Annotated in this window: 20 protein-coding genes; 8 read left to right on the top strand and 12 right to left on the bottom strand. The window is 71.2% G+C overall.

All coding sequences use genetic code 11. From position 1 onward, the window contains the following. The 3 genes from ACSHV8_RS36725 to ACSHV8_RS36735 form a co-directional block, all read right to left on the bottom strand. Positions 1–2,160 (bottom strand): carbohydrate-binding protein, encoded by a 2,160-nt coding sequence (locus tag ACSHV8_RS36725; RefSeq protein ID WP_436523513.1) that lies wholly within the window; start codon positions 2,158–2,160, stop codon positions 1–3. After that, entirely contained in the window at positions 2,160–4,031 is a 1,872-nt protein-coding gene (locus ACSHV8_RS36730; protein WP_436523515.1) for a ricin-type beta-trefoil lectin domain protein, read from the bottom strand. Before ACSHV8_RS36730 ends, ACSHV8_RS36725 begins: the two co-directional genes overlap by 1 nt. 122 nt (positions 4,032–4,153) lie before the next feature. Then, positions 4,154–5,146, bottom strand: a complete 993-nt coding sequence (locus ACSHV8_RS36735; RefSeq protein WP_436523517.1) for a LacI family DNA-binding transcriptional regulator — start codon at positions 5,144–5,146, stop codon at positions 4,154–4,156. Positions 5,147–5,334: 188 nt separating this feature from the next. Here ACSHV8_RS36735 and ACSHV8_RS36740 point away from each other — a divergent pair, with 188 nt between their 5' ends. After that, complete coding sequence (locus ACSHV8_RS36740) at positions 5,335–6,357, top strand: alpha/beta hydrolase (RefSeq protein ID WP_436523519.1); 1,023 nt, start codon at positions 5,335–5,337, stop codon at positions 6,355–6,357. A gap of 10 nt (positions 6,358–6,367) precedes the next feature. On the opposite strand, the gene ACSHV8_RS36745 is transcribed toward ACSHV8_RS36740, so the two are convergent. Next, the gene (locus tag ACSHV8_RS36745) at positions 6,368–7,192 is read right to left on the bottom strand and encodes a helix-turn-helix domain-containing protein (RefSeq protein ID WP_436523521.1); all 825 of its coding nucleotides are present in this window, start codon (positions 7,190–7,192) and stop codon (positions 6,368–6,370) included. Positions 7,193–7,292: 100 nt separating this feature from the next. On the opposite strand from ACSHV8_RS36745, the gene ACSHV8_RS36750 reads away from it, so the two are divergent. Then, the gene (locus tag ACSHV8_RS36750; RefSeq protein ID WP_436523523.1) at positions 7,293–8,375 is read left to right on the top strand and encodes an NAD(P)/FAD-dependent oxidoreductase; all 1,083 of its coding nucleotides are present in this window, start codon (positions 7,293–7,295) and stop codon (positions 8,373–8,375) included. On the opposite strand, the gene ACSHV8_RS36755 is transcribed toward ACSHV8_RS36750, so the two are convergent. Continuing rightward, positions 8,372–9,190 (bottom strand): TrmH family RNA methyltransferase, encoded by an 819-nt coding sequence (locus ACSHV8_RS36755; RefSeq protein WP_436523525.1) that lies wholly within the window; start codon positions 9,188–9,190, stop codon positions 8,372–8,374. The genes ACSHV8_RS36750 and ACSHV8_RS36755 overlap by 4 nt on opposite strands. A gap of 194 nt (positions 9,191–9,384) precedes the next feature. On the opposite strand from ACSHV8_RS36755, the gene ACSHV8_RS36760 reads away from it, so the two are divergent. Next, complete coding sequence (locus tag ACSHV8_RS36760; protein ID WP_436523527.1) at positions 9,385–10,947, top strand: 2-isopropylmalate synthase; 1,563 nt, start codon at positions 9,385–9,387, stop codon at positions 10,945–10,947. A gap of 174 nt (positions 10,948–11,121) precedes the next feature. Continuing rightward, positions 11,122–11,535 (top strand): ATP-binding protein, encoded by a 414-nt coding sequence (locus ACSHV8_RS36765; RefSeq protein WP_436523529.1) that lies wholly within the window; start codon positions 11,122–11,124, stop codon positions 11,533–11,535. Here the strand turns inward: ACSHV8_RS36765 and ACSHV8_RS36770 are convergent. From ACSHV8_RS36770 to ACSHV8_RS36780, 3 genes are all read right to left on the bottom strand, one after another. Next, positions 11,480–12,274, bottom strand: a complete 795-nt coding sequence (locus ACSHV8_RS36770; protein WP_436523531.1) for an ANTAR domain-containing protein — start codon at positions 12,272–12,274, stop codon at positions 11,480–11,482. The two genes, ACSHV8_RS36765 and ACSHV8_RS36770, sit on opposite strands and share 56 nt — an antisense overlap. A 193-nt stretch (positions 12,275–12,467) precedes the next feature. Beyond that, on the bottom strand, positions 12,468–13,103 hold the full coding sequence (locus ACSHV8_RS36775) for a LuxR C-terminal-related transcriptional regulator (protein ID WP_436523533.1): 636 nt from the start codon (positions 13,101–13,103) through the stop codon (positions 12,468–12,470). Continuing rightward, on the bottom strand, positions 13,076–14,341 hold the full coding sequence (locus ACSHV8_RS36780) for a sensor histidine kinase (protein WP_436523535.1): 1,266 nt from the start codon (positions 14,339–14,341) through the stop codon (positions 13,076–13,078). The genes ACSHV8_RS36775 and ACSHV8_RS36780 overlap by 28 nt, the downstream gene beginning before the upstream one ends. A 125-nt stretch (positions 14,342–14,466) precedes the next feature. Between ACSHV8_RS36780 and ACSHV8_RS36785 the strand changes: the two genes are divergently transcribed. The 4 genes from ACSHV8_RS36785 (at position 14,467) to ACSHV8_RS36800 (ending at position 18,406) form a co-directional block, all read left to right on the top strand. After that, entirely contained in the window at positions 14,467–15,492 is a 1,026-nt protein-coding gene (locus ACSHV8_RS36785; RefSeq protein WP_436523537.1) for a fatty acid desaturase family protein, read from the top strand. 11 nt (positions 15,493–15,503) lie between these two features. Next, positions 15,504–16,679: an FxsB family cyclophane-forming radical SAM/SPASM peptide maturase gene (locus ACSHV8_RS36790; protein WP_436523539.1), complete on the top strand. Its 1,176-nt coding sequence runs from the start codon at positions 15,504–15,506 to the stop codon at positions 16,677–16,679. Positions 16,680–16,745: 66 nt separating this feature from the next. Further along, positions 16,746–17,348 (top strand): eCIS core domain-containing protein, encoded by a 603-nt coding sequence (locus ACSHV8_RS36795; protein WP_436523541.1) that lies wholly within the window; start codon positions 16,746–16,748, stop codon positions 17,346–17,348. 326 nt (positions 17,349–17,674) lie between these two features. Next, positions 17,675–18,406, top strand: coding sequence for an AfsR/SARP family transcriptional regulator (locus tag ACSHV8_RS36800; RefSeq protein WP_436523544.1), 732 nt, complete (start codon positions 17,675–17,677; stop codon positions 18,404–18,406). Here the strand turns inward: ACSHV8_RS36800 and ACSHV8_RS36805 are convergent. The 4 genes from ACSHV8_RS36805 to ACSHV8_RS36820 form a co-directional block, all read right to left on the bottom strand. Next, positions 18,393–19,343, bottom strand: coding sequence for an NADase-type glycan-binding domain-containing protein (locus ACSHV8_RS36805; protein ID WP_436523546.1), 951 nt, complete (start codon positions 19,341–19,343; stop codon positions 18,393–18,395). The two genes, ACSHV8_RS36800 and ACSHV8_RS36805, sit on opposite strands and share 14 nt — an antisense overlap. Positions 19,344–19,687: 344 nt before the next feature. Continuing rightward, positions 19,688–20,236 carry a phage tail protein gene (locus ACSHV8_RS36810; RefSeq protein WP_436523548.1) on the bottom strand — a complete coding sequence of 183 codons (549 nt, stop codon included), beginning with the start codon at positions 20,234–20,236 and terminating at the stop codon, positions 19,688–19,690. A 43-nt stretch (positions 20,237–20,279) separates the two neighbouring features. Then, on the bottom strand, positions 20,280–22,229 hold the full coding sequence (locus tag ACSHV8_RS36815; RefSeq protein WP_436523550.1) for a putative baseplate assembly protein: 1,950 nt from the start codon (positions 22,227–22,229) through the stop codon (positions 20,280–20,282). After that, positions 22,229–22,642, bottom strand: coding sequence for a GPW/gp25 family protein (locus ACSHV8_RS36820; RefSeq protein WP_436523552.1), 414 nt, complete (start codon positions 22,640–22,642; stop codon positions 22,229–22,231). The genes ACSHV8_RS36815 and ACSHV8_RS36820 overlap by 1 nt, the downstream gene beginning before the upstream one ends.

Raw genomic sequence — 22,642 nt, forward strand, 5'->3', positions numbered from 1 at the left:
CTACTCGGTCAGCCGTAGGTAGTCCAGATTGAACCCACCCGTTTCACAGTAAACCGTAACCGTCTGATCACCATCGGCCAGCGAGACCGGCAGTTCCACCGATTGGTAGGTGCCCCAGCCGCCGGTGTCCGGTACCGACACTGTGCCGAGCACCTTGCCGGCCGCGTCCCGGACCGAGATCGCGCCGGTCGCCACCGCCCCGGATCCGTTGGCCACCCGCAGTTCCAGGCGGTGCGCACCGGCCGGCACGTCGAAGCGGTAGGACAGCCAGTTGCCGGGCGCGGTCCAGCCGATGTTCTTCCCGCCGCTGGCCGCGGCATTGCTCTCGACGAAGTTGCCGCCGCCCTCGGTCCAGCCGTGCTGGGCCGTGTACCCCTCGGCCTCGACGATCGCCCCGACCGGGGCGCCGTGCGGCGCGATCGTCACGTGCACGGCGGTCTCGGCGTGGGCCCGGCCGTCGGTGACCGCGACGGTCAGGTCCTGGGTGCCCGCGACGACCGGGTTCAGCGTGAGCACGCCGGTGGTGGCGTCCAGGCTCGCGCCGGCCGGCAGGTCGACCGCGTAGTAGGCCAGCCGATCATGATCGGGGTCGGTCGCGTGCAACCGCACCTTCGTGGTGCCGTACTGGTCGGCGGTCACGTCCGGGACGCCGGCCAGGCGCGGGGCGCGGTTGTGCCGCGATTGCGGGCCGGGGTCGGTCCAGCGGTAGGTCGCGTACGCCCCGGCCGGCACCGACGTCACGAACGACCGGCCGCCGAGGATCACCCGGGTGCTGGTCGCCGTCGTGTTCGTGTTGCCGAGCACGGCCACGTAGTCCTGGCCGTCACGGAACACGACACTGCTCACGCCGTGGTCGGCCGCGCTCGACTCGACGCGCACGTGATCCGGCGTCAGGTACTTGGCGAACTGTCCCAGCTGGTAGAGCTCACTCCGTACGGAAAACGTCCTGGTGTTGGTGTTGACCTTGACGAGTCGATCGGGCCACTTGCTGGTCCGGGCGACCTCGTCCCAGTCCACGTTGTTGTTGCGCTCGCCGGTCCAGTGCAGCGTGCCGCCGTCCTGGTCGGTGGTCTGCGCCCAGAGGATGTAGTCGCCGGCGTCGAGCCGGAAGTAGGAGAGCACCGTCGAGGGCGAGAGGTCGCTGGTCTCGGTCATGTGCACCGGCTTGCCGGTCTGCTGGTAGGCGTCGCGCATCACCGTCGGATCACCCCAGTACGGGTGGAACGCGATCGCGTCGGCCGCCGCCGCGGCCTTCGGGTCGTTCAGGACCCGGTAGTAGTTCTTGGTCGCGGTGCTGTTCGGGTCGCGCCAGTCCCAGAAGTTGAAGTCGTGGATGTAGAGGTCGGTGCGCAGCCCGGCCCGGTGGAACTCCCGCTTGATGGCCACCGAGAGTTTCTGCTGCTGCTCGACGCTGATGTCCATGGCCGGGTAGACGACGTCCATGCCCGGCTCGTTGAGCAGCGTGATCGCGTCGACCTTGATGCCGTGCCGCGCGTACGCCTGCAGGTACTTGACGTAGTAGCGGGCGAACACGTCGATGCAGTCGTCGCGCAGCTTGCCGTACTGGTAGTAGTCGGTCGTGCTGCCGGGCTTGAGCGCGACCTCACCCAGGAACTTGTTGTTGGTCTTCATCCAGGCCGGCGCGCTCCACGCCGAGGCGAAGAACGTGGCCTTCGGGTTGTACTTCTGGATCAGCTTGATCGTGTCGACGATGTGCAGGTCGACGTCGCGCTGGATGGAGAAGCGCTTGAGGTTCCAGTCCTCGCCGGCCCCGTCGTCGTAGGACCAGAACGGCAGGTGCTCGATCAGGTCGGGGCTGCCGATGGTCAGGCGGAATCGGTCGAGACCGGCACCGGTGCGCGGGTCGACGAGCAGCTTGATCGCCTTCTCGCGCTCGGCCGGCGTGAGTTTCCACAGGTTGGAGACGCTGGTCTCGTCGATCGAGAAGCCGATGCCGGCGTAGTACTGCTCGGTCCGGGTGGGGTCGACCACGACGGTCGCCGTCGCCGACTTGTCGGATTTATCGAGATAAGTGGCTGGAAGGGAGCTCCACTGCGCGGCGCCCGCCGAGTAGGTCCCGGTGACAATCGGCGCCTTCGCGTGGGGAAGGTGGGCCGGCACGATCGCCACCGCCGCCGCCATCACCATCTTGAGCAGCATCAGTTCAGCACCCACTTCTGGTTGGCGCCGGTCGTGCACGTCCAGATCTGCAGACGGGTCCCGTCCGCCGAGGTGTTGTCCTTTACATCAAGACATTTGCCGGAATAAGAGTTCACGAGATGCTGGGTCGCGCTGTCATACGTCCACTTCTGCGAGGTGCCGGTGTGGCAGTCCCACAGGTGCGCGAGCGTCCCGTCGGCGTTGCTCGGCCCGACGATGTCCAGGCACTTGCCGAGCGAGCTCAGCGTCCCGTCCGAGTTCCGCGTCCACTGCTGCGCGGTCGAGCCGTTACAGGTGTACAGCTGCACCGCGGTCCCGTTGGTGGTCGCCGCGCCGGCCACGTCCACGCACTTGCCGCCCAGCCCGGTGATCGTCCCGCCGGTCGCCGGGGGCGGCGTGGTCGTCGTACCGGCCCAGGTGAAGGTCGCCGTGGTGCGGGCCGGCAGCGTGTAGGTGAACGACTGGCCGCCCCAGTTCACGCGAACCGACTGGCTCGACGTGCCCCCGTTGTGCGCGATCAGCGCCTTCGACCCGTCCGGGTTCTTCCAGGCCACGTTCGGCACCGCGCTGGTCGCGTTGGTGTCGATCCGGACCGCGCCCGGCTTCACGAACTTGGTCAGGTGACCCATCGTGTAGTACTCGATGGTGTAGTCGACCTGGCCGGCCCGGGCGCCGCCGTTCTGCACGGTGATGAAGCCGGTGCAGGTGCTGCAGCCGCCGTTGTGCGGGCCCTTGCTCTGGTCGACGCCGAGGCTCCACTTGACCACCGAGCTACCCCAGTTCCGGGTGTAGTCGATGATGTTGTTCATGTCCTCGTTCTGCTGATTGCCGATCCAGTCGCCGCCCGAGTGCTCGGTCTCGAACTGCTTCACGCTCGGGTACTGCGTGTGCACGTCCGAGCCGGTCGAGGCGCTGCCGGTGTAGCCGTGCCAGGCGATGCCGCCGAACGCGGAGTCGCCGCGGATCCCGGCGTCGTTGAGGATGCCCGAGCCGAAACTGGCGTAGTCGCCGTAGTTCCAGTCGTGCACCAGCACCTTGGTGTTCAGGCCGGCCGCGTGCAGCGCCGGGTACAGGTTGTTCTTGGTCAGCTCGACCAGCCCGGACGGGTTCCAGCTCATCCCCGGGTAGTTCATCGCGGTCGGGTTGCCGGCCTGGCAGCAGTTCGGCTCGTTCTGCACCGACAGGTAGTCGACCGGCACGCCGGCCGCCTGGTAGCTCTGCACGTACTTGACCAGGTACTGCGCGTACATCGGGTAGTACTCGGCCTTCAACCAGCCCATCTGGTCCATCCGGCCGTTGTCCTTCATCCAGCCCGGCGCACTCCACGGCACGCCCATCACCCGCAGCGCCGGGTTGAGCTGCTTGGCCTGCTGGGTCAGCAACCGCACGTTGGTGTCGTAGCCGTTGCTGCCGAAGTCGTTCAGGTCGCAGCAGGTGTCGTCCAGCGAGACATTGCCGGGCCGCGAAAGATCAGAAGCACCGATCGGATTACGTACGAAGGACAGCCCGATCCCATTCGTCGGGCTGAACAGCTTCGTCATCGTGGCGTCCCGGGTCGCCGCCGTGACCGGGCCACCGCGCAGCAGGTAGGCGGTGGTGTCGGTGATCGACGCGCCACCGCCCTCGAAGGTCTGGTAGGTGGTGCCCTCGTTGACGTTGATCGTGGTGCCGGCACTGCCACCGGCCGGGCCGAACGCGACGTTGGCCTGTTGCTGCAGCCCACGTGTCACATTTCGGCCGCCGCTGTCCGACGTGGTGGTCAGGTAGACCTGGACGGCCTCACCGGCGGCAATCGCCGAGGCCGGGGCGAACAACACGCTCCCGGCCAGCACCGCCGTGGCGGCCACGGCTTTGGTTACAGGGGATCTCATGACTGGCTCTCCCTCACGGGGGAAGGGGATGGCGTAACAGGAAGGAAACCTTTGCCAAATACACCAGTCAATGAGTTACGGGTTCCGGATGCTTCGTTTCGGTTCCGGAACCATGAAACACGTCAATACGGCGCCTTCGTCGTGGAGTCCCGCACCACGAGTTCCGTCCCCAGCTCGATGTGCAGCGCGTCCAACCGGTGCCCACCCAGCATGCGCAACAGCAGGTGGACCGCCATCCGGCCCATCTCGCCGAGCGGCTGCCGGACCGTCGTCAGCTGCGGATCGCAGGCCGAACCCAGGTCGATGTCGTCGAACCCGGCCACCGACAGGTCGTGCGGCACCCGGAGACCACGCTCGTTGGCCGCCCGCAACGCCCCGACCGCCATCTTGTCGTTGAACGCCAGCAGCGCGGTCGGCCGCTCCGGCAGGTCGAGCAGGTCGGCCGCGGCCCGATAGCCCAGCTCGGTGGTCGGCTCGGCCACGAACCGGGTCAGCTCCGGCCCGGCCAGCACACCGGCGTCGGCCAGCGGCGCCAGATAGCCGTGGAAACGGTTGTCGCTGGCCAGCCAGTCGCGCGGGCCGCCGATGATGCCGATCCGCCGGTGACCCAGCTCGATCAGGTGCGCGGTCAGCGCGCGGGCGCCGGCGAAGTGCGCGGCCGACACCGCGGCCACGTCCCGGGGCGGGGAGATCCGGGGGTCGACCAGCACGAACGGGAAGCCGCGATCGCGCAGGCGGATCAGGTCGGCCCCCGGCTCGGGCGGCAGGATCAGCACGGCACCGGCCACGTCCCGCCGCTCGGGCAGGGTGGGCAGCACGCGGGTCTGCTGGGCGGCGGTGCCGGCGTTCAGGATCACGTGCAGGCCGTGCGGCTCCAGGGCCTCGGCGACGGCCGAGACGATCAGGCCGAAGTAGTCGGTCAGCACGTACGGGCAGCGGACGAAGACGCCGGCGCCCTGGACCCGGCCGCCCCGCCGGCGCGGGGCGCGCTCGCCCAGATTGCCCATCGCCCGCAGGACCCGGTCCCGGGTGGCCGGGGCGACGTTCGCCCGATCGTTCAGAACCCGGGAAACGGTGGCGATGGAGAGCCCGGTGTGGGCCGCGAGATCGCGCACGGTGACTCTTGTTTCATCGCCCTGTTTCACGGACGAAGCATAGACCCGAGTCTTTGCCTACCGTACCGCAGGGTGACCGGCGTAGTACCTCAGGGCTACACCCGAGTTCCCGCCACGGATTGACGTCCACCACCATCCCGTCCTCCTACCTTCGCCGCACACCGGAAAAACAGGCTCAGGGGGACGTCGTGAATCGCTTGTGGATTGTCGCGCTTCTGCTGCTGGCAGCGCCCGCGGTCTGGCTGTTCGGGCCGACCGAGGCGGTCGCCGACCAGCTGCCCGGGGCGGCCGCATGGACGGCCGACCCCCGGCACCTGCCGGACCCGGCGACGACGACGCCGGCCCAGGTGGCGGCCTACTTCGCGGGCCTTCCGGCGGGCGCTGGCGCGGCGCTGGCCCGGGAGTATCCGACCGTGGTGGGCAACCTGGACGGGGTGCCGGCGGCACTTCGGTACGCGGCCAACGGTGATCCCTCGTACGCGGGCAGGCAGATCTTGACCTTGGACCGGCGCGGCGACGGGCGGATCGTGGAAGTGCTCGGTGACCTCGACGCCGCCGAACGGGTGGTGATCCTGATCCCGGGCGTGGACACCACGCTGGCCGACTTCGACACCGGCCTCGGACATGTCCGGCGACGGGCGCCGGCGTGGCAGGCGCGGCAGCTGTTCTCGCAGGTCAGGCCCGGGGTCGCGGTGATCGCGTGGCTGGGCTACGACCCGCCCGAAGGGGTGCGGCGGGCCGCGCTGCGCGAGGACCGGGCGGCCAGTGGCGCGCTCGCCCTGGAACGCTTCGTCGACGGCCTGGTCGCTCAACGGCCGGACCGGTCGATCACGGTGGTCGGGCACAGCTACGGCTCGATCGTCGCCGGACGGGCCGCGGCGCACCTTCCGGCGCAGGTCAGCGACATCGTGGCGATCGGCAGCCCGGGGATGGGCGTGTCGAACCGGGCCGCCCTGGGGGGAACCGCCCGCGTCTGGGCCGGCAGCGCACCGGACGACTGGACGCGGAAACTGCCGTCGATCCGGGTGCTCGGTCTCGGTCACGGCCGCCTGCCGATCGATCCGGCCTTCGGCGCCCTGCCCCTGCCCGCCGGCAACGTCAGCGGCCACGACGGCTACTTCATGCCGGGAAGTGTGGCCCTGACCGCGATCGCCCGGATCGCCACCGGCGCCGCTCTCCCCCAGGATCAGCCGGCCCTCAACGCCTCCTGATCGCCCGGGGTCAGCCCGCGACCAGCCTCAGCGGGGCGATCCCCCGCAGGGCGGTCGCCGTCGCTTCGTCGGCCGGCAGCTGGATCAGCAGGCGCATCCCCTCGTCGCCCGGCAGTTGCATGATCTCGTAGGTCAGCCGCAACGAGCCCGCCTCCGGATGCTCCAAGCGCAACAACCCATGCGCCCGGGGCAACCCTGGCACTCGGGCCGCGCGTTCGGTGAAGTCGGCGCCGGCCAGCACGGTCAGTTCGTCGGTGAAGTCCGGCCGGGGCGGGCCGTCCTTCAGCGCGGCGACCTGTTCGTCGGCCACGTGCGCCCAGTCCGGATACGCCTCACGGGCGCGCGGATCGGCGAACACGTACCGATTCAGGTTCGGCTCGTCGCCGTCCAGCAGCCCGATCGGGCCGGCCAGCCGGCGGAACCCGGCGGTGTGGGCCAGGATGTCGCCGACCTGGTTGAGCAGCACCGCCGCGGCCGGTTCGAGCTGGTCGAGCACCGCCCGCAGACCGGGCCGGACGACCCGGACCGGGTCGCGCAGATTGGCCCCGCAGCTGAACCCGGCGGCCAGCTTGGTCAGCCGATACAGGTGGGAGCGCTCGCTCACGGTCAGCCGCAGCGGGCCGGACAGCGCGGCGATGACCTGCGGCGACGGGTGCCGATCGCGACCCTGTTCGAGCCGGATCAGGTATTCCACGCTGACCCCGGCGAGCATCGCCACCTCGGCACGACGCAGCCCGGGCGTGCGGCGCCGGCTCCCCGGCGGCAGCCCGACCTCGGCCGGTGTCACCTCGCCCCGGCGAGCGCGCAGGAAGTTCCCCAGTTCGTTGTCGCTCACGAATCGACCGTAACCCGCGCCCGCGCCGCCCGGGTGGCCCTGCCGCTACCAGCCTGAGCGCGGTCTCCCCGCACGGCTGCGACCAGCACAGAGTCGGGGCATGACAAATGCGAAGGTAGTGGTGGTGGGCGGCGGCTACGGCGGCGTCGCGGCGGCTCGGGCCCTGGACGACGTCGCCGACGTCACGCTGGTCGAGCCCCGGGAGACGTTCGTGCACAACGTCGCCGCGTTGCGCGCCGCGGTCGATCCGGTCTGGGCCGAGAAGATCTTCATCCCGTACGGCGGTCTGCTGTCCCGCGAGCGGATCGTCCGGTCCCGGGCCTCGCTGATCACTCCCGGTCACGTGGAGCTGGAGTCCGGGGTGCGGCTGAACGCCGACCACATCGTGCTGGCCACCGGCGCGACCAGCCCGTTCCCGTCCAGGATGGACGTCGGCACCCGGGCCGCGGCCCTGGAGCGGCTGGGTGAGGCGCGGGACGCGCTCGGGCGGGCCGGAAAGGTGCTGCTGCTCGGGGCCGGGGCGATCGGCCTGGAGTTCGCCGGCGAGATCGCGGCGGCCCGGCCCTCGACGACGGTGACGCTCGTCGACCCGTCTCCGGCCGTGGCCGGCGGGCGGTTCCCGGAGGAGTTCGGGACCGAGGTGGCCCAGCAGCTCGACGCGCTCGGGGTGACCGTGCTGCTCGGCACGAAGCTGACCGCGGCGCCGGACGTGCCGCCGGGCGTGGTCCGGCCGTTCACGGTCACCACCGCGGACGGCGACGTGATCGCCGCCGACCTGTGGTTCCCGTGCTACGGCGGCGAGGTGAGCAGCGGTTATCTCGACGACACGCTCGCCGCGGCGCGGCAGCCGGACGGGCGGATCGCGGTCGATCAGTACCTGCGGGTCGCCGGGCACGAGCGGGTGTTCGCGGTCGGCGACCTGACCGCGGTGCCGGAGATGAAGATGGCCCGCGCGGCCGGTCGGCACGGCGAGGTGGTGGCGGCCAACATCCGGGCGCTGATCGAGGGCGGCGAGCTGACCGCGTACGAGCCGTTCCCGGACGGCATCGCGCTGACCCTGGGCCCGGCCGGTGGGGTCACCTGGGCGCCGGAGTGGGGCGGCCTGCTCGGTGCCGAGCAGACCTCCCAGCTCAAGGCCACGTTCCTGCTGGAGCGCTTCGAAGAGCTGCTCGGCGCCCGCTAGCGGCGCTGGCGGGCGGCTTCGTAGAGGACGACGGTGCCCGCGGCGGCGGCGTTCAGGGAGCTGGCGGCGCCGGTCATCGGGATGCGCAGGATGTGGTCGCACGCCTCCCGCCAGGCGCTGCTCAGGCCGCGGGTCTCGTTGCCGATGGCGATGACCTTGGGGCCGGTCAGGTCGTGGTCGGCCAGGTCGACGTCGCCGCCCTCGTCGCTGCCGAGGATCTCCACCGGCAGGCCGCCGCGGCGCAGCGCGACCACGTCGTCGACCACCTCGCGGTGGCCGGCCACCTGGACGACCGGCAGGGCGAAGAGGGAACCGGTGCTGGCCCGGACCGCCTTCGGGTCGTACGGGTCGGCGGCGTGACCGGTCACGATCAGGCCGGAGGCGCCGAACGCGTCGGCCGAGCGGACCAGCGCCCCGATGTTGGCCGGGGTGGACGGCCGGTCGAAGACCAGGGTCAGCATGCCCGGGCCGGCCGGGATGCGCTCCAGGTCGTCGGCCGGCATGCCGACCACGGCGAGCAGTTCGGGCGACTCCTCGTCCTTGCCGCCGAGCTCGTGCATCAGGTCGCCGTCGAGGGCGAACCGGGACACCCCGGGCGCCCGTTCGAGCACGTCGCGGCCCCATTGGGAGAGGCGGCGGGCATCGTCCAGGAGTAGCGCGCGGATCGGCCAGCCGTGCTCCAGGGCGAGGGTGATCGGGCGTACGCCCTGGACCAGGAACTCGCCGGCCCGGTGCCGCTTGGTGCGGTTGGTCAGCAGCGCCTGCCACTGCTGGAAGGTCGCGTTCCGGCTGCTGATCCGCAAGGTCCTGGACATTCCCACTATCCAAGCAGTCCCTGGACGGCCGTTCCGCTTCGGGTATCGTCCCCGCCGTGACGCGATTCGTGGCGCTGCTCCTCAGCCGCCACGGCGGGGCCTGATCCGACGACCGGCTCCCCGCCGTGGGGGCTGTTCGTGCTTTGCCGGTCGATCTTTTTCCCGGCGCTGAAAAGCAAAAACGGAGCCTCGTCATGATCAATTGGAATCCTCAGCAGCCCAGTCCCATGCCGTTCCACCGCTACCGGCCCGCGCACGAGCGGGTCGACGTCCCGATCACCGACCGCGCCTGGCCGACCCGGCGGCCGACCGCCGCCCCGCTGTGGGTGCCGGTCGATCTGCGGGACGGCAACCAGGCCCTGGCCGAGCCGATGGACGCCGAGCGCAAGCTGCGCGCGTTCACGATGATGGTCGCGATGGGCTTCAAGGAGATCGAGGTCGGCTACCCGTCGGCGAGCGGGCTGGACTACGACTTCGTCCGGTTACTGGCCGAACGGGACGACCTGGTCCCGGACGACGTGACGGTGGTGGTCTTCACGGCCGCACGGGACGATCTGATCCGCCGTACCGTCGCATCGATCTTCGGTTTGCGGAAAGCGGTCGTGCACATGTACACGGCGACCGCTCCGACGTGGCGCGACGTGGTCCTGCGGGCCTCGCGGGACGAACTGAAGGCCAAGATCCTGGCCGCGGCCGGGGTGGTCCTGTCCGAAACCGATCGGCTGACGGACACGTACACCCGATTCGAGTTCAGCCCCGAGGTCTTCAACCTGACCGAGCCCGCGTACGTGCTGGACGTCTGCAACGCGGTGACCGAGCTGTGGGACGCCGGCCCGGACCGTCCCGTGATCCACAACCTGCCGGCCACGGTCGAGATCGCCACCCCCAACGTGTACGCCGATCAGATCGAGTGGATGAGCCGCCACCTGGACCGCCGCGACGACGTGATCCTCTCGGTGCACCCGCACAACGACCGCGGCACCGGCGTGGCCTGCGCGGAACTGGCCGTGCTGGCCGGCGCGCAGCGCGTCGAGGGCTGTCTGTTCGGCAACGGCGAGCGGACCGGCAACGTCGACCTGGTCACCCTGGCCATGAACCTGTACGCCAACGGGATCGACCCGAAGCTGGATTTCTCCGACATCGACGGGGTACGGCGGACGGTCGAGCACTACAACCGGATGCCGGTGCCCGATCGCCACCCGTACGCCGGTGACCTGGTCTACACCGCGTTCTCCGGCACCCATCAGGACGCCATCGACAAGGGCATGATCTTCCACGCCAAGCGCGCCGCCGAACTGGGTGTCGAACCGTCCCGGGCGCCCTGGGAGGTGCCGTATCTGCCGGTGGATCCGGCCGACGTGGGTCGCTCGTACGAGGCCGTCATCCGGGTGAACAGTCAATCAGGGAAGGGCGGGGTGGCGTACCTGCTGCGCACCGAGCACGGGCTGGACCTGCCGGCCGGGCTGCGGGCCGAGGTGGGCGCGCTGGCCCAGTCGGCCAGTGAGGGCCGGGCCGGCGGCGAGCTGAGCCCGGACCGACTGCTGGCCCTGTTTCGCGAGGAATACCTGGTCACGCCCGGTTTCTCGGTGAACCTGGACGGGGTCGGGGTGACCGAGGAGGTCACGCATCCGTGGCGGGACGGGGTCATCGCGTACGTCCGCTGCCGGATCGGCTCGCGGGAGCGCTGGGGCGCCGGGGTCGCGGCCACCGCGCCGGCCGCCCGGGAGGCGGCTGTGACCAGCGCCGCGGTGCGATGATCCAGTCGCCGGACCCGTGCGGCGGCACCTATGCTGAACGGGAACGCGGCCGCCCCGGACCCTGGCGGTGGATTTCCACACCCGGGAGCCGCCGTGAATGTCTTTCACCCCGTGCCGGCGACAGCCGGCCAGTCGCCGTATCCGAACGGCGCGACCCGAATTCGCTTCGATCTCGTGCGTCACCTGACCCGCGAGCCCGAGTCCGTCCTGGCGGTCCGTGACCTGCTGGAGGACGTTCTGCGTCCGATGGGGGTCACCGACGGCTGCCGCAACGAACTGGCCGTCGCGGTCAGCGAGGCGTGCACGAACGCCGTCGTGCACGCCCGGGGCAGCGATCTGTACCGGTTCTCGGCCGGCTTCGATCCCCAGTGGTGTCACGTCGAGGTGGCCGACTGGGGTGTCGGGGTGGACCCCCGGCGGCATCGCGGTGAGGCCCCGATGCCGCCGCCCGGCGCCCAGGGCGGGCGCGGGCTGCCGCTGATGAGGGCGTTCACCGACCACCTGACCCTGGGCCCGACCTCGCCCACCGGTCTCACGGTGTCGCTGGTGAAGCGCCTCCGGTACGCCGGCGATCCGCGGCCGGCGTGACCGGTGGGGTGAGCGCGGCGTCGCCGAGGATCTCCTGGGCCAGGTCGGCGAGCTTCCGGTTGGTCTTGCGGGCCTGAGCCCGCATCTGGTCGAAGGCGACGTCCAGCGGGATGTCGTGCCGCTCGGCCAGCACCCCCTTGGCCTGCTCGATGGCGACCCGGGTGGTGAACGCCTGCTGGAGCTGGGCGGCCCGCAGCCGCTGGGCCGAGAGCGCGCGATGGTGCAGCAGGCTGATCGTGACCTGGTCGGCCAGGGCCCGGCCGAGCAGCTGCCCGGGCTGGCTCAACGGTTGGTCGGCCCGGCTGAACAGACTCAGCCCACCGATCACCTCGTCGCCCCGGCGCAGCGGGATGGCGTGCGCGCAGCGGAAGCCGGCCGCCCACGCGGACGCGGCCAGCGCCGACCAGCGGCGCTCGCCGGGGTCGAGGCGGACGTGCGCGACGGCCTTGCCGGTCCGGTACGCGACCAGGCCGGGCCCGTCGCCACCGGCGAGTTCGGCCTGCACCAGCCGCTCGACCGACGGGCTGGAGGCGGCGGCGACCCGCAACCGGCCGCTGGGGTCGTTGAGCATCACGCCCACGCCGTCGGCGCCGAGAAGATCCTGGGCCAGGCTGATCAACCGCCGCAGGTAGGCCGCGAGCTCGAAGTCCTCGGCCATGGTGTCGGCCAGGGCGACGAACGCCTGCCCGATCCGCTCGGCCGGCATCGGCACGCGGGCGAACCCGCCCGAAACACTCATCGGGCTGTTCCGTCGTCGATTCTGATCAGGACCCGGTTGCGGGCGGACCGGCAGATCTCGATGCCCGTTGATGGCCACTTTTTTGTCACAACGCTCCCCGGAGACCTGTTGAGCGAACAGGGCCGCCGGGGTCTCGGGCGGTACAAACAAGACGATCCTACGTGTCGGCGGGGCCCACACTACTCCTGGCGTGTCAGGTGCCCAGGAACATCAGGACGGCCAGAACGCGGCGGTTGTCGTCGTCCGACGGCGGCATGCCGAGCTTGCTGAAGATGTTGTTGATGTACTTGCTGACCACCTTCTCGGTGATGAAGAGCCGGGCCGCGATGGCCGCGTTGGATCGCCCCTCGGCGATGTGCCGGAGCACCTCCAGCTCGCGCGGTGTCAGGCTGGCCAGCGGCTCGTTGCGGGTCAGCAGCTGCGCAACCACCTCCGGGTCGAACGCGGTACCGCCGGCCGCGACCTGGTTGACGGCCTGGATGAACTGCTCGACGTCGGAGATGCGCTCCTTGAGCAGGTAGCCGATCCCGCCGGCGCGGTCGCCGAGCAACTCCCGGGCGTACAACGGCTCGACGTGCTGGGACAGCACCAGCACGGGCAGGCCGGGGATCTCGGCCCGGGCGGCGATCGCCGCTTTCAGCCCCTCGTCGGTGTGGGTGGGCGGCAGCCGGACGTCGATGATGGCCACGTCGGGCCGGTGGCTGAGCAGCGCCGGCAGCAGCGCGGGACCGTTGTCGACGGCCTCCACCACCTCGAAGCCGAAGGCCTGGAGCAGCCGGGTCAGCCCGTCCCGCAGCAGGGTCAGATCCTCGGCGATGACAACACGCACGGCACCTCCATGGTCACGACGGTCGGGCCACCCCGTGGAGAGGAGAGTGCCATCGTCCCGTCGAAGGCCCCCAGCCGGCGGGTGATCCCGGTCAGCCCGGTCCCGCGTTCCGGGTCGGCGCCACCGACCCCGTCGTCGCCGATCCCGACCAGGAGCACGCCCTGGTCGTGGCGGATGGTGACCCAGGCCGTCCGGGCCCGGCTGTGCCGGCTCATGTTGGCCAGCGCCTCGGCCACCGCGAAGTAGATCGCCGACTCGACCGGGGTGTCCAGGCGCCCCGGCAGCTCCGAGGTCACCGCGGTACGCACCGGCAGGCTCATGGCCAGGGCCCGGACCGCCCCTTCGAGGCCGCGCTCGGCCAGCACCGGCGGGTGTATGCCCCGGACCAGGTGGCGCAGCTCGACCAGGGCGGCGGTGCTGGACTCGCGGGCCTCGGCGAGCAGCTGCAGGGCGGCGGTCGGATCCCGGCGGACGAGTCGCTCGGCCAGGCCGATGGTCATGCCCACCGACACCAGCCGGGCCTGGGCGCCGTCGTGCAGGTCGCGTTCGATCCGGCGCAGCTCGGCGGCCTGCGCGTCGATGGCGTCGGCCCGGGTGGTGGTGAGGTGCTGGACCCGGAACCGCAGCTCGGCGGCGGCCGTCGGAGCCAGGAACAGCCGGGCGAACAGCACGTCGGTCGTGCGCAGCAGCGGCGCCACGGCCAGGCCGGCGGCGAGCACGACCAGGCCCTGGGGCAGGGCGAGCCAGGCCTCGGCGGTGTTCGTGATCGGCCAGAACAGCCCGTACCCGAACGGCACGTCGCCGAGGAACAGCCACAGCGGCAGCAGGAGGACGCCGCACAGGCCGTACAGCGGAATCGCCACCGCGATCAGGCCCAGCACCAGGCCGACGAGCGCCCCGGGCAGCAGCCAGGAGACGTCACGCCAGGTCGCCGGGTCGGTGATGATCCAGGTGAGCCGGCGGCGGCTGTCGATCTCGGCGTTGGCCGGCGGCGGCGAATACGGCTGCCGGATCAGGACGCCGACCCGACCGGCGTGCACCCGCTCGCGGCCGGCCCGCCAGCGGACCACCACCGTCGCCACCGTCAGCAGCGCCATGCCGAGCACCGGGACCGGGCTGAACAACAGGCCGATCACCCACAGGACGAGCACCGGAATGTTGAGCATCGCCAGGAGGACCGTCAACAGACTGTCGACGACCGCTGTCACGCCGGCACGCGACCAGGCCTGGGACTTCATGCCCCCCATCATCCCGCCCGGCGGCCGCCGGGACGAGAGAGGCCACGCAAGGGTGCTGGCACCCCAAACGTCACGGGGTTCTGGCGCTCCTGAAAACCCGGCCCCGAAATCGGGACACTGAGCGGATGACGGCAACGACAGTCCGGCGTACCAACAGCGCCGGTAGCGACTTCGCGGAGCTCAACCGCAGGGTGAACGAGCTGGACCTGATGCGCCGGCGACCCGCCTACTACGCGGTGCGCCTGACGCTCGTGGGGCTGCTGGTGTCCGCGGGCTGGGCCGCCTTCTTCCTGGTCGGCGCCAGCTGGTGGTCGCTGGCCGTCGCGGTGTTCCTCGCGGTGGCGTTCGCCCAGCTCGCGCTCGTCGCTCACGACCTGGCCCACCGGCAGGTGTTCCGCACCAAGCGTCCGAGCGAGATCGCCGGGATGGTGGCCGGGAACCTGGGCATCGGCATGAGCTACGGCTGGTGGATGGACAAGCACACCCGGCACCACAACAACCCGAACCACGACGACCTGGACCCGGACGTCGCGCCCGAGGTGCTGATCTGGGCCACCAAGTCGGCGCTCGGCCGCCGGGGCCTGGCCGCCTTCGTCACCCGCCACCAGGCCGGTCTCTTCTTCCCGCTGCTGACGCTGCTCGGCATCGACCTGAAGGTGTCCAGCATCAAGGCGATCCGGGCCGGCAAGGTCAAGCGGCCCGTCCTGGAGTCGGTGCTGCTGGTCGTGCACGCGGTCGTCTACCTCACCACGGTCTTCGTGGTCCTGTCGCCGCTGCAGGCGATCGCGTTCCTGGTCGTACATCAGGCGCTCTTCGGTGTTTACCTGGGCATGACGTTCGCGCCCAACCACAAGGGGATGCCGCACCCCACCGGTGACGAGGACTTCCTGCGCAAGCAGGTGCTGACCTCGCGCAACGTCCGCGGCGGGTGGATCGCCGACGTCGCCCTGGGCGGCCTGAACTACCAGATCGAGCACCACCTGTTCCCGGGCATGCCGAGCGTGAACCTGCGCAAGGCCCAGCCGATCGTGCGGGAGTACTGCGCCGAGATCGGTGTGCCGTACGAGGAGACCGGGCTCATCGAGTCGTACCGGCAGGCGCTTCGTCACCTGCACGAGGTCGGCGCTCCCTTGCGGGACGCCCGGGCCTAACATGAGCCCGGATGAGCAGCGACTGGCCGGACGCGGCGCTGGACGTCGAGGCACTGCTGCGAGCCGGGTGGCGGCCCACGCCGTTCCGGGACGTGGTGCTGAAGGTGCATCAGCGCTGCAACCTGGCCTGTGACTACTGCTACGTCTACACGATGGCCGACCAGTCCTGGCGGGACCGGCCGGCCGTCATGGACCGGCGGACCTGGCGGATCGCCGCCCGGCGCACGGCCGCGCACGCCGACGCGCACGACCTGGACGGCATGCGGCTGGTGCTGCACGGCGGCGAGCCGCTGCTGGCCGGGACGGCGCGGCTGGACGAGCTGATCGGCGACTTCCGGGCCGCGTTCCCGGCCGGGCGGCGGCTCGAAGTGCTGATCCAGACGAACGCGACGTTGATCGACGAGGCCGCGGTCGCCCTGTTCGACCGGCACGACGTCCGGGTGGGCGTGAGCCTGGACGGCCCGGCCGAGGCCAACGACCTGCGGCGACGCCGGCCGGACGGGCGCGGCAGCGCGGCCGGGGTCGATCGGGGGCTGCGGCTGTTGCCCCCGGACCGGTTCGCCGGGCTGCTCTGCGTGATCGACCCGGCGACCGATCCGATCGCCTGCTACGAGGCTCTGCTGAGCTACCGCCCACCGGCGATCGACCTGCTGCTGCCGCACGCGAACTGGGACTCGCCACCGGCCGGCGGTTACGCGCAATGGCTCATCGCCGTCTTCGACCGCTGGTACGACGCTCCGCGCCAGGAGACCTCGATCCGCCTCTTCGAGGACGTGATGACGCTGCTCCTGGGCGGTCCGGGCCGGTCCGAGCAGGTCGGGCTGAGCCCGGTCGCGGTGGTCGTGGTGGAGACCGACGGTGCGATCGAGCTGGTCGACTCGTTGAAGTCGGCCTATCCCGGTGCGTGCGCGACCGGCCGGAACGTGGCCGACGACGAGTTCGACGCGGTGCTGCGGCACCCCGGGGTGGTCGCGCGGCAGATCGGCGCCGACGCGCTCGGCGACACCTGCCGCGCCTGCCCGCTGCACCGGGTGTGCGGTGGAGGGCATTACGCGCATCGATATCGTTCCCCCGACGGTTTCCGCAACCCCTCGGTTTACTGCGCCGACCTGGCCGCGCTGATCCACCATGTGCGCGACCGGATCGCGGCCGACCTGAGGGCACAATCTTTGCCCGTACGGGAATGATTCTGATCGTCAGCCCTTGATCCGGGCTACCGTCGGGCGGGCGAGAGTCGCGCGAGGGAGGCAGCCGTGGGCAGCAACCGGCAACCGGTCGAGAAGCGCGCCGACCCGGGACGGACCGCCCCATCGGCGCGACCGGCGGTTTCGGGCTCCCTGGGCCTGCCGGCGCTGCAGCGGATGGTCGGCAATCGGGCGATCGGTGAGCTGCTGGCCGCGCGCAGCCACGACGCCGGGTGCGGTGACGGCTGCGGACACGGCGGTGGTTCCGGCGACGCAACCGGGCTGGTCGAGGCCGCCCTGCGGGGCAGCGGCCGACCATTGGAGGCACCCTTCCAGCGGGAGATGGAGTCGACCTTCCAGTCGGATCTCTCCACCGTGCGCGAGTTCCGCGGGCCGGTGGCCGAGCGCGCCGCCGCGGCCGTCGAGGCCAAGGCCTTCACCATCGGAAATTCCATTGTGTACGGTGCGGGCAGCCAGTCCCGGGAGACGCGGATCCACGAGCTCACCCACGTGGTCAAGCCGATCACCAGGGCCGGGTCCGCGGTCGGCGGCGTGAACGTGACCGACCCGGGCGGCAGTGGCGAGCGCGAGGCCGAGGCGAACGCGCGCCGGATCACCTCCGGCGGGTCCAGCTCGGTGATCGGCGAGGGCCTGCCCGAGCTCCACGAATAAGGACCCGCCGAGTGTTCAATAGTGAGATCTCCGGCACGGCCTGTTTTATGTGATTCGAACAACATGAATGCGCTCACAGGCGACTGAATGCCGAAATAGGACGGTTTCTTATCAGTCGTCAATCGTCCCTGGCCGAGGGCCTGAAGCGCACAGAACGGGCATCTGTTACAAGATCACAGACATCGCGATGTCCCCGAACCGTTGCCCGCAGTTGTTACCCGCGAGTTCCGGAACCCCAGCCTTATCGGCCAGACTGTCGGTCCAACCAGGTTGATCCGCATTGCCCGGACGGTCACACCCGCCGAGGTTCACCGGGAGGGGACATCATGACGCTGCGCTGGTTCTGCTTCGGCGGCTTCCGGGTCGCCAACGACCGACGGGAGCTCGACCTCGGCTCCATCCGGCCACGCAGCCGCACCCTGTTGCGGTACCTGGCGGCGGCCGCCGGCCCGGTCCACCGGGAACAGATCATCGACGCGCTCTGGCCCGAGATGGCCACCGGTACCGCGGTCAACAGCCTGCACGTGGCCGTCTCGACCCTGCGGACCTTCCTCGAACCCGGGATCGCGCGCGGTGCGTCGCAGTACATAGTGCGCGACGGCCCGACATATCGGCTGGTCACCGGCGCACACCTGGACGTGGCCGCGTTCGGGGAGGCGTACCGGGCCGGGCGCCGAGCCGCCGACCGGGCCGAGGCGATCCGCTGGTTCCAGGCCGTGCTGCAGATCTACACCGGCGACCTGCTCCCCGAGGACGGGCCGGCCGACTGGGTGGTCCCGGAACGCTCGCGATACCGGACCCAGGCCGCCGACGCCGCCGCGATGCTGGCCGAGCTCGAACTCGAAGCCGGGCATCCGGTGGCGGCCGCCCGCGCGGCCCGGCGGGCCCTCGACCTCGACGATCATCACGACGCGGGATGGCGGTTGCTCATCGCGGCGCAGGTGCACGGCGGGGATCGGGCCGCGGCGGAACGCACCCGGCGGCAGTACGAGAGCATGCTGCGCACTCTCGGCGTGCCGTTCACCTCCGTCCTCAACCCCGCCCTCAGGGTCGCCTGAACACCTCGATCTCCGCCATCGACGGGACCTTTCCCGAGGTCAGCCCGTAACCGGACTCGACCGTCAGGCGCATCCGGGTCACGTCACCGACGGCCATCTCGAAGGTCTGCGGACCGGCACGATCGACCATGGGCAGATCCTTTTCGGTCCGGGTGCCGTCCGGGGTCCAGAGTTCCAGATGTACGTCGGCCGGACGCCCCTGCCGCGCGTAGTCCTGCTGCTGCGGAGAAACGCCACCGGTGACGATCACACTGAGTACCCGGATCGGCTTGGTGAAGGTCAGCTCGACCCAGGGCTTCTTGTCGTGCCCGGGCTCCCAGTAACGGTTGCTGAGACCGTCGCTGACCAGGTTCGGGGCGTGGCCGCGGGTGGAACTGGAAGCGGTCACGGCGTCCGGGGTGACCAGCTCCGGGGTGGCCATCCGGTCACGGACCGCGTCGACCGCGCGAGGACCGTAGGTCATGCCGGCCCAGATCAGGGCGGCCACCAGGATCAGAATCGCCAGGACGGCGAGCAGGCGGCGGATCCGGCCGAGCCCCTTGGGCCAGCGGAACCGGAACCGGCGGCGGGCCTTCTCGGCGGCCTGCTCGGTGTGCAGGGCCTGGCCGCACTTGCGGCAGAAGGTGCGGTCGGCCGGATTCTGGGTGCCGCAGTTCGGGCAGGCGATCTCGCCGGTGGTGTCCGGGACGTCGGCGAATTCCCGAAGAATCGGACGGGGCGCCGTGGGGCGGCCGGGCAGGACGGCCCCCGGCTGATCAGAACCAGACACCTTTTCCGGTACGACCACGGGGGTGGCCACCGGGCGGTCGGTGGCCTCGGCGATGGGGACGACGAGCGCCGCCGCCCGATTCCGCGTTTCCGCTGCTTCACGGGCCGCGGCCATCGCTCGCTCGGCGGCCACCTCGGCCACCGCACTGGCCGCGGCCAGTTCAGCCACGGCACTGGCTGCCGCCGGCTCAGCAGCCGGGTTTGTCGCCGCCGGCTCAGCAACCTCTTCGGCTGGGCGGTTTTTATCCGTTTTGTTGCTTACATCTGGCTCGCTGGGCTCGGCCTTTTCCGCGGGAGCGGGATCGGCCTTTTCCGCGGGAGCAGGATCGGTCTTTTCCGCCGGACCGGGAACCGTCGGCAGCGGCGCGGAAACGAGCGATGACTCAGCTGCGGAAGGAGCGGCCGTGGGGGCCGCCGGGGCTTCCTTGGCCGCGGACCAGTCCAGGAAAGCGCCACAAACCCCGCAGAAAGCATCCCCCGGCGTCACCGGCGAACCGCAGTTGTCGCAGAGTGTCATCCCGCCACCACCTCCACCCGGCACGGCACGTGCGCCGGCCGATTGGCCTCGACGAACTCCCGCAAGCGGGCCACCAGCAGCTCCGACGGTTCGGCCACCCGGACGCGGACGAGCAGGTCCGGCTGCGTGCTTCCGGGCAGTGCCGCGCCCGGTGTCGCCGACCAGGCCGTCCCGCCGCTCTCGACGATCTCCGCGTCGAGGCCGAACAGATCGTGGATCTCCGCGCGCAGTCCGGCCGCGGTCCCGCGCAGGCGGTGCGTCTCGACCGCGTTGAGGACCGCGGTCCGCCGCTGTTCGACCGGCCGGTCCGGTCCGGCCGCGGCGCCGACCCAGCCGCCGAGCCAGGTCACGAAGTCGTCCGGGGCCAGGGCCGGGGTCAGGTACGCCCACAGGTTGTCCAGGGTCGCGTGCACCGGCGCCAGGACCTGGTCGAATCCGCCGGTCAGGCGCTGGGCCAGGTCGTCGCCCGCGTACACGGCCGGGAGCCGCCGCCCGAGCGGATCCGGCGTCGGCAGCCCGGGGATGGCCGCCCGCTGCCCGCTCATCGCGCTCCCTCCGTCCCGCCGGCGGAGTCACTCCGAAGCCCGCTCATCGCTCCTCCACCCGGATCTGGTGCTGGTGGGAGAAGACGAGCGCGTGCCGGTCCAGCTCGATCCGGGTCACCTCGTCACCGCGGCGTCCGCTCAGCGGGTCGGCCGGGAACATCCGCACCTCCTCGACCACCTCGACGCCGGGCAGCCGTTGCAGCACCCCGAACACCTCGCCGGAGTGCACCGGCCGCCCGAACGGCCAGCCCTGCCCGTCGGGTCCGCCGTGGATCGGGTCGAGATAGCGGTACAGCACCTCTTCGGCCTGGGCCCGCAGCCGTACGGCCGAGGCGTCAGCCCGTGGCCGCAGCCGCGCGACGACGGTGACGCCCTGGTAGTACGGCGGTTCGACGACCAGCCGGGCCCCGATCGGCCGTCGCGCGTCCAGGTCGGCCGCGATGGTGGCCAGCATCGTGTCGTCGGGCACGAGATCCTCGAACGGGAGGCGTCCGGTCTCGTCGGGCACGGCGGCCGGCACGACGAGCAGCCGCACGCCCCCGGCGTCGCTGCCGTCCCCGGCGGGCAGGCAGCGGACGCGGGCCGCGGCGGGCGCCGCCTGCCGGGCCAGCAGCTCGTAGTCGGCCGCGGTCACGGCCCGGTCCTGCGCCCGCAGTTGCACCGGTCCACGCATCCGGGCCTCGCCGACGGTCTCGCCGTCGACGCCGCCGAGCGCGGGACCCCGGTTCTCGACCTCACTGACGTACGGGATGGAGGTCCTCAGCACCGTCAGCGCCCGCCGGGCCACATTGCCCCGCCGACCGCCGCCCGTGCGATATCTCCGCACGCGGACCCGGGCGCCGACCGTCGGCACCGCCCCGAACTGCCGCAGCGTCCCGTCGGCCTGCCGGACGGCCGGCCCGAAACCGATCTCCCCGCTGGTCCGGTCCACGGTCACGTGCCGGTCGAACGGTTCCGACCCGGCGAAGCTGTCCACCTCGGTCCAGCGCGTCCAGGCGTCGCCGTCCGAGGTCTCGACCACGATCGGCTCGCCGTCGGCCACGATCGGCGGCCGCGCGATCACGAACCGCTGGCCGGGCACGCCCTCGGAGTCCCCGATCATCTCGTCGGCGACCGTCTCGGCGTGCATGACCGCCGCCGTCCCGCCGATGGTCGACACCACGACCGAGCGCACGGTCGGCGGCTGCACGTAGAACGGCTGGCCCGGCTCCGGCTGGACGAGCCGGCAGCGCAGCCAGGCGGCCGACTGCCCGCCCTGCACCGACGGGGAGTGCCCGGCCGGCACGTGCAGGATGACGTCGCCCGGCCGGTTGAGGCCGCCGGTGTCGTCCCGGTCGACGTCGCACGCGGCCCAGTCGTCCCCGGTCCACGCCTCCCAGACCAGGGGTGGCTGCCGCGGGTCGACGCCGACGCCCTCGACCCGGCTGTCCAGTTCGAGGAGCACCGCGCAGGACGGCACGGCGGCCGAGAGCCCGACGAGCAGGCTGTCACCGACCGCCGGGGTCGTCTGGAAGACCGGCGTGTCCCGGCCCTCGGTGACGTCGTCGAGCAGGTCGACCGGCGGGCCGGCGGCCGGGTGCCGGCGCAGCCGGGTGAGCCGGCTCGGCACGATCGCCAGGTCGGCCACGGTGGTGAAGACGACCGCGTCCTCGGTGCTGGTCCGCTCGGTGGCGATCTCGGCGCCGGCCGGGACCACGACGAGCTGCTCCTGCGGGCCGGACAGCCAGAACGTGACGCCGCCCCGGGCCGCGGCCGGCGGGAACAGCCGGACCCCGATCAGGTCGAGGAAGGCCAGGTAGTTCTTGTCCGGCACCCGGTTGAGCCGGTAGAGCAGCTGGTCGACCATGTGCGCGAACGCCTCGATGAGCGTCACACCGGGGTCGGAGACGTTGTGGTCGCTCCACTCCGGCGCGCGCTGCTGGATGAATCTCTTGGCCTCGTCGACGAGCTGCTGGAAGCGCCGGTCGTCCAGGTTCGGTGCGGGCAGCGGCATCAGGCGGCGCTCTCTTCGTCGTGCGACGGGATGACGTAGAACGGGAAGACCAGGTTGCGCGGGTCGTTGGTGCCCCGGATGGTGTAGCGGACGTCGATGTAGAGCACGCCCGCGTCCTCGTCGTCGAAGCCGACCACCACGTCGGCCACGTCGATCCGGGGTTCCCAGCGGTCCAGCGCGCGGCGCACCTCGAAGGCGATCCGTCCGGCCGTGTTCTCGTCGGCCGGTGCGAAGACGTAGTCGTGCACGCCGCACCCGAACTCGGGGCGCATCGGGCGCTCGCCGGGCGCGGTGGCCAGGATCAGCCGGATCGCCTCGGCGATCTCCCGCTCGCGGCTGACCAGAGCGATCCCGCCGGTCGCGTCGACCCGCAGCGGGAACGCCCAGCCGTTGCCGATGAACTGTTCGGCCAC

Source organism: Actinoplanes sp. HUAS TT8, assembly GCF_051380535.1.
Taxonomy (GTDB): Bacteria; Actinomycetota; Actinomycetes; order Mycobacteriales; family Micromonosporaceae; genus Actinoplanes.

Excerpts from the sequence above, each read along its gene's own strand:
- ACSHV8_RS36760 (WP_436523527.1), top strand. The coding sequence starts at position 9,385 with ATGATCAATTGGAATCCTCAGCAGCCCAGTCCCATGCCGTTCCACCGC.
- ACSHV8_RS36785 (WP_436523537.1), top strand. The coding sequence starts at position 14,467 with ATGACGGCAACGACAGTCCGGCGTACCAACAGCGCCGGTAGCGACTTC.
- ACSHV8_RS36810 (WP_436523548.1), bottom strand. The coding sequence starts at position 20,236 with ATGAGCGGGCAGCGGGCGGCCATCCCCGGGCTGCCGACGCCGGATCCG.
- ACSHV8_RS36800 (WP_436523544.1), top strand. The coding sequence starts at position 17,675 with ATGACGCTGCGCTGGTTCTGCTTCGGCGGCTTCCGGGTCGCCAACGAC.
- ACSHV8_RS36815 (WP_436523550.1), bottom strand. The coding sequence starts at position 22,229 with ATGCCGCTGCCCGCACCGAACCTGGACGACCGGCGCTTCCAGCAGCTC.
- ACSHV8_RS36750 (WP_436523523.1), top strand. The coding sequence starts at position 7,293 with ATGACAAATGCGAAGGTAGTGGTGGTGGGCGGCGGCTACGGCGGCGTC.
- ACSHV8_RS36730 (WP_436523515.1), bottom strand. The coding sequence starts at position 4,031 with ATGAGATCCCCTGTAACCAAAGCCGTGGCCGCCACGGCGGTGCTGGCC.
- ACSHV8_RS36770 (WP_436523531.1), bottom strand. The coding sequence starts at position 12,274 with ATGAGTGTTTCGGGCGGGTTCGCCCGCGTGCCGATGCCGGCCGAGCGG.
- ACSHV8_RS36725 (WP_436523513.1), bottom strand. The coding sequence starts at position 2,160 with ATGCTGCTCAAGATGGTGATGGCGGCGGCGGTGGCGATCGTGCCGGCC.
- ACSHV8_RS36780 (WP_436523535.1), bottom strand. The coding sequence starts at position 14,341 with ATGAAGTCCCAGGCCTGGTCGCGTGCCGGCGTGACAGCGGTCGTCGAC.
- ACSHV8_RS36755 (WP_436523525.1), bottom strand. The coding sequence starts at position 9,190 with ATGTCCAGGACCTTGCGGATCAGCAGCCGGAACGCGACCTTCCAGCAG.
- ACSHV8_RS36790 (WP_436523539.1), top strand. The coding sequence starts at position 15,504 with ATGAGCAGCGACTGGCCGGACGCGGCGCTGGACGTCGAGGCACTGCTG.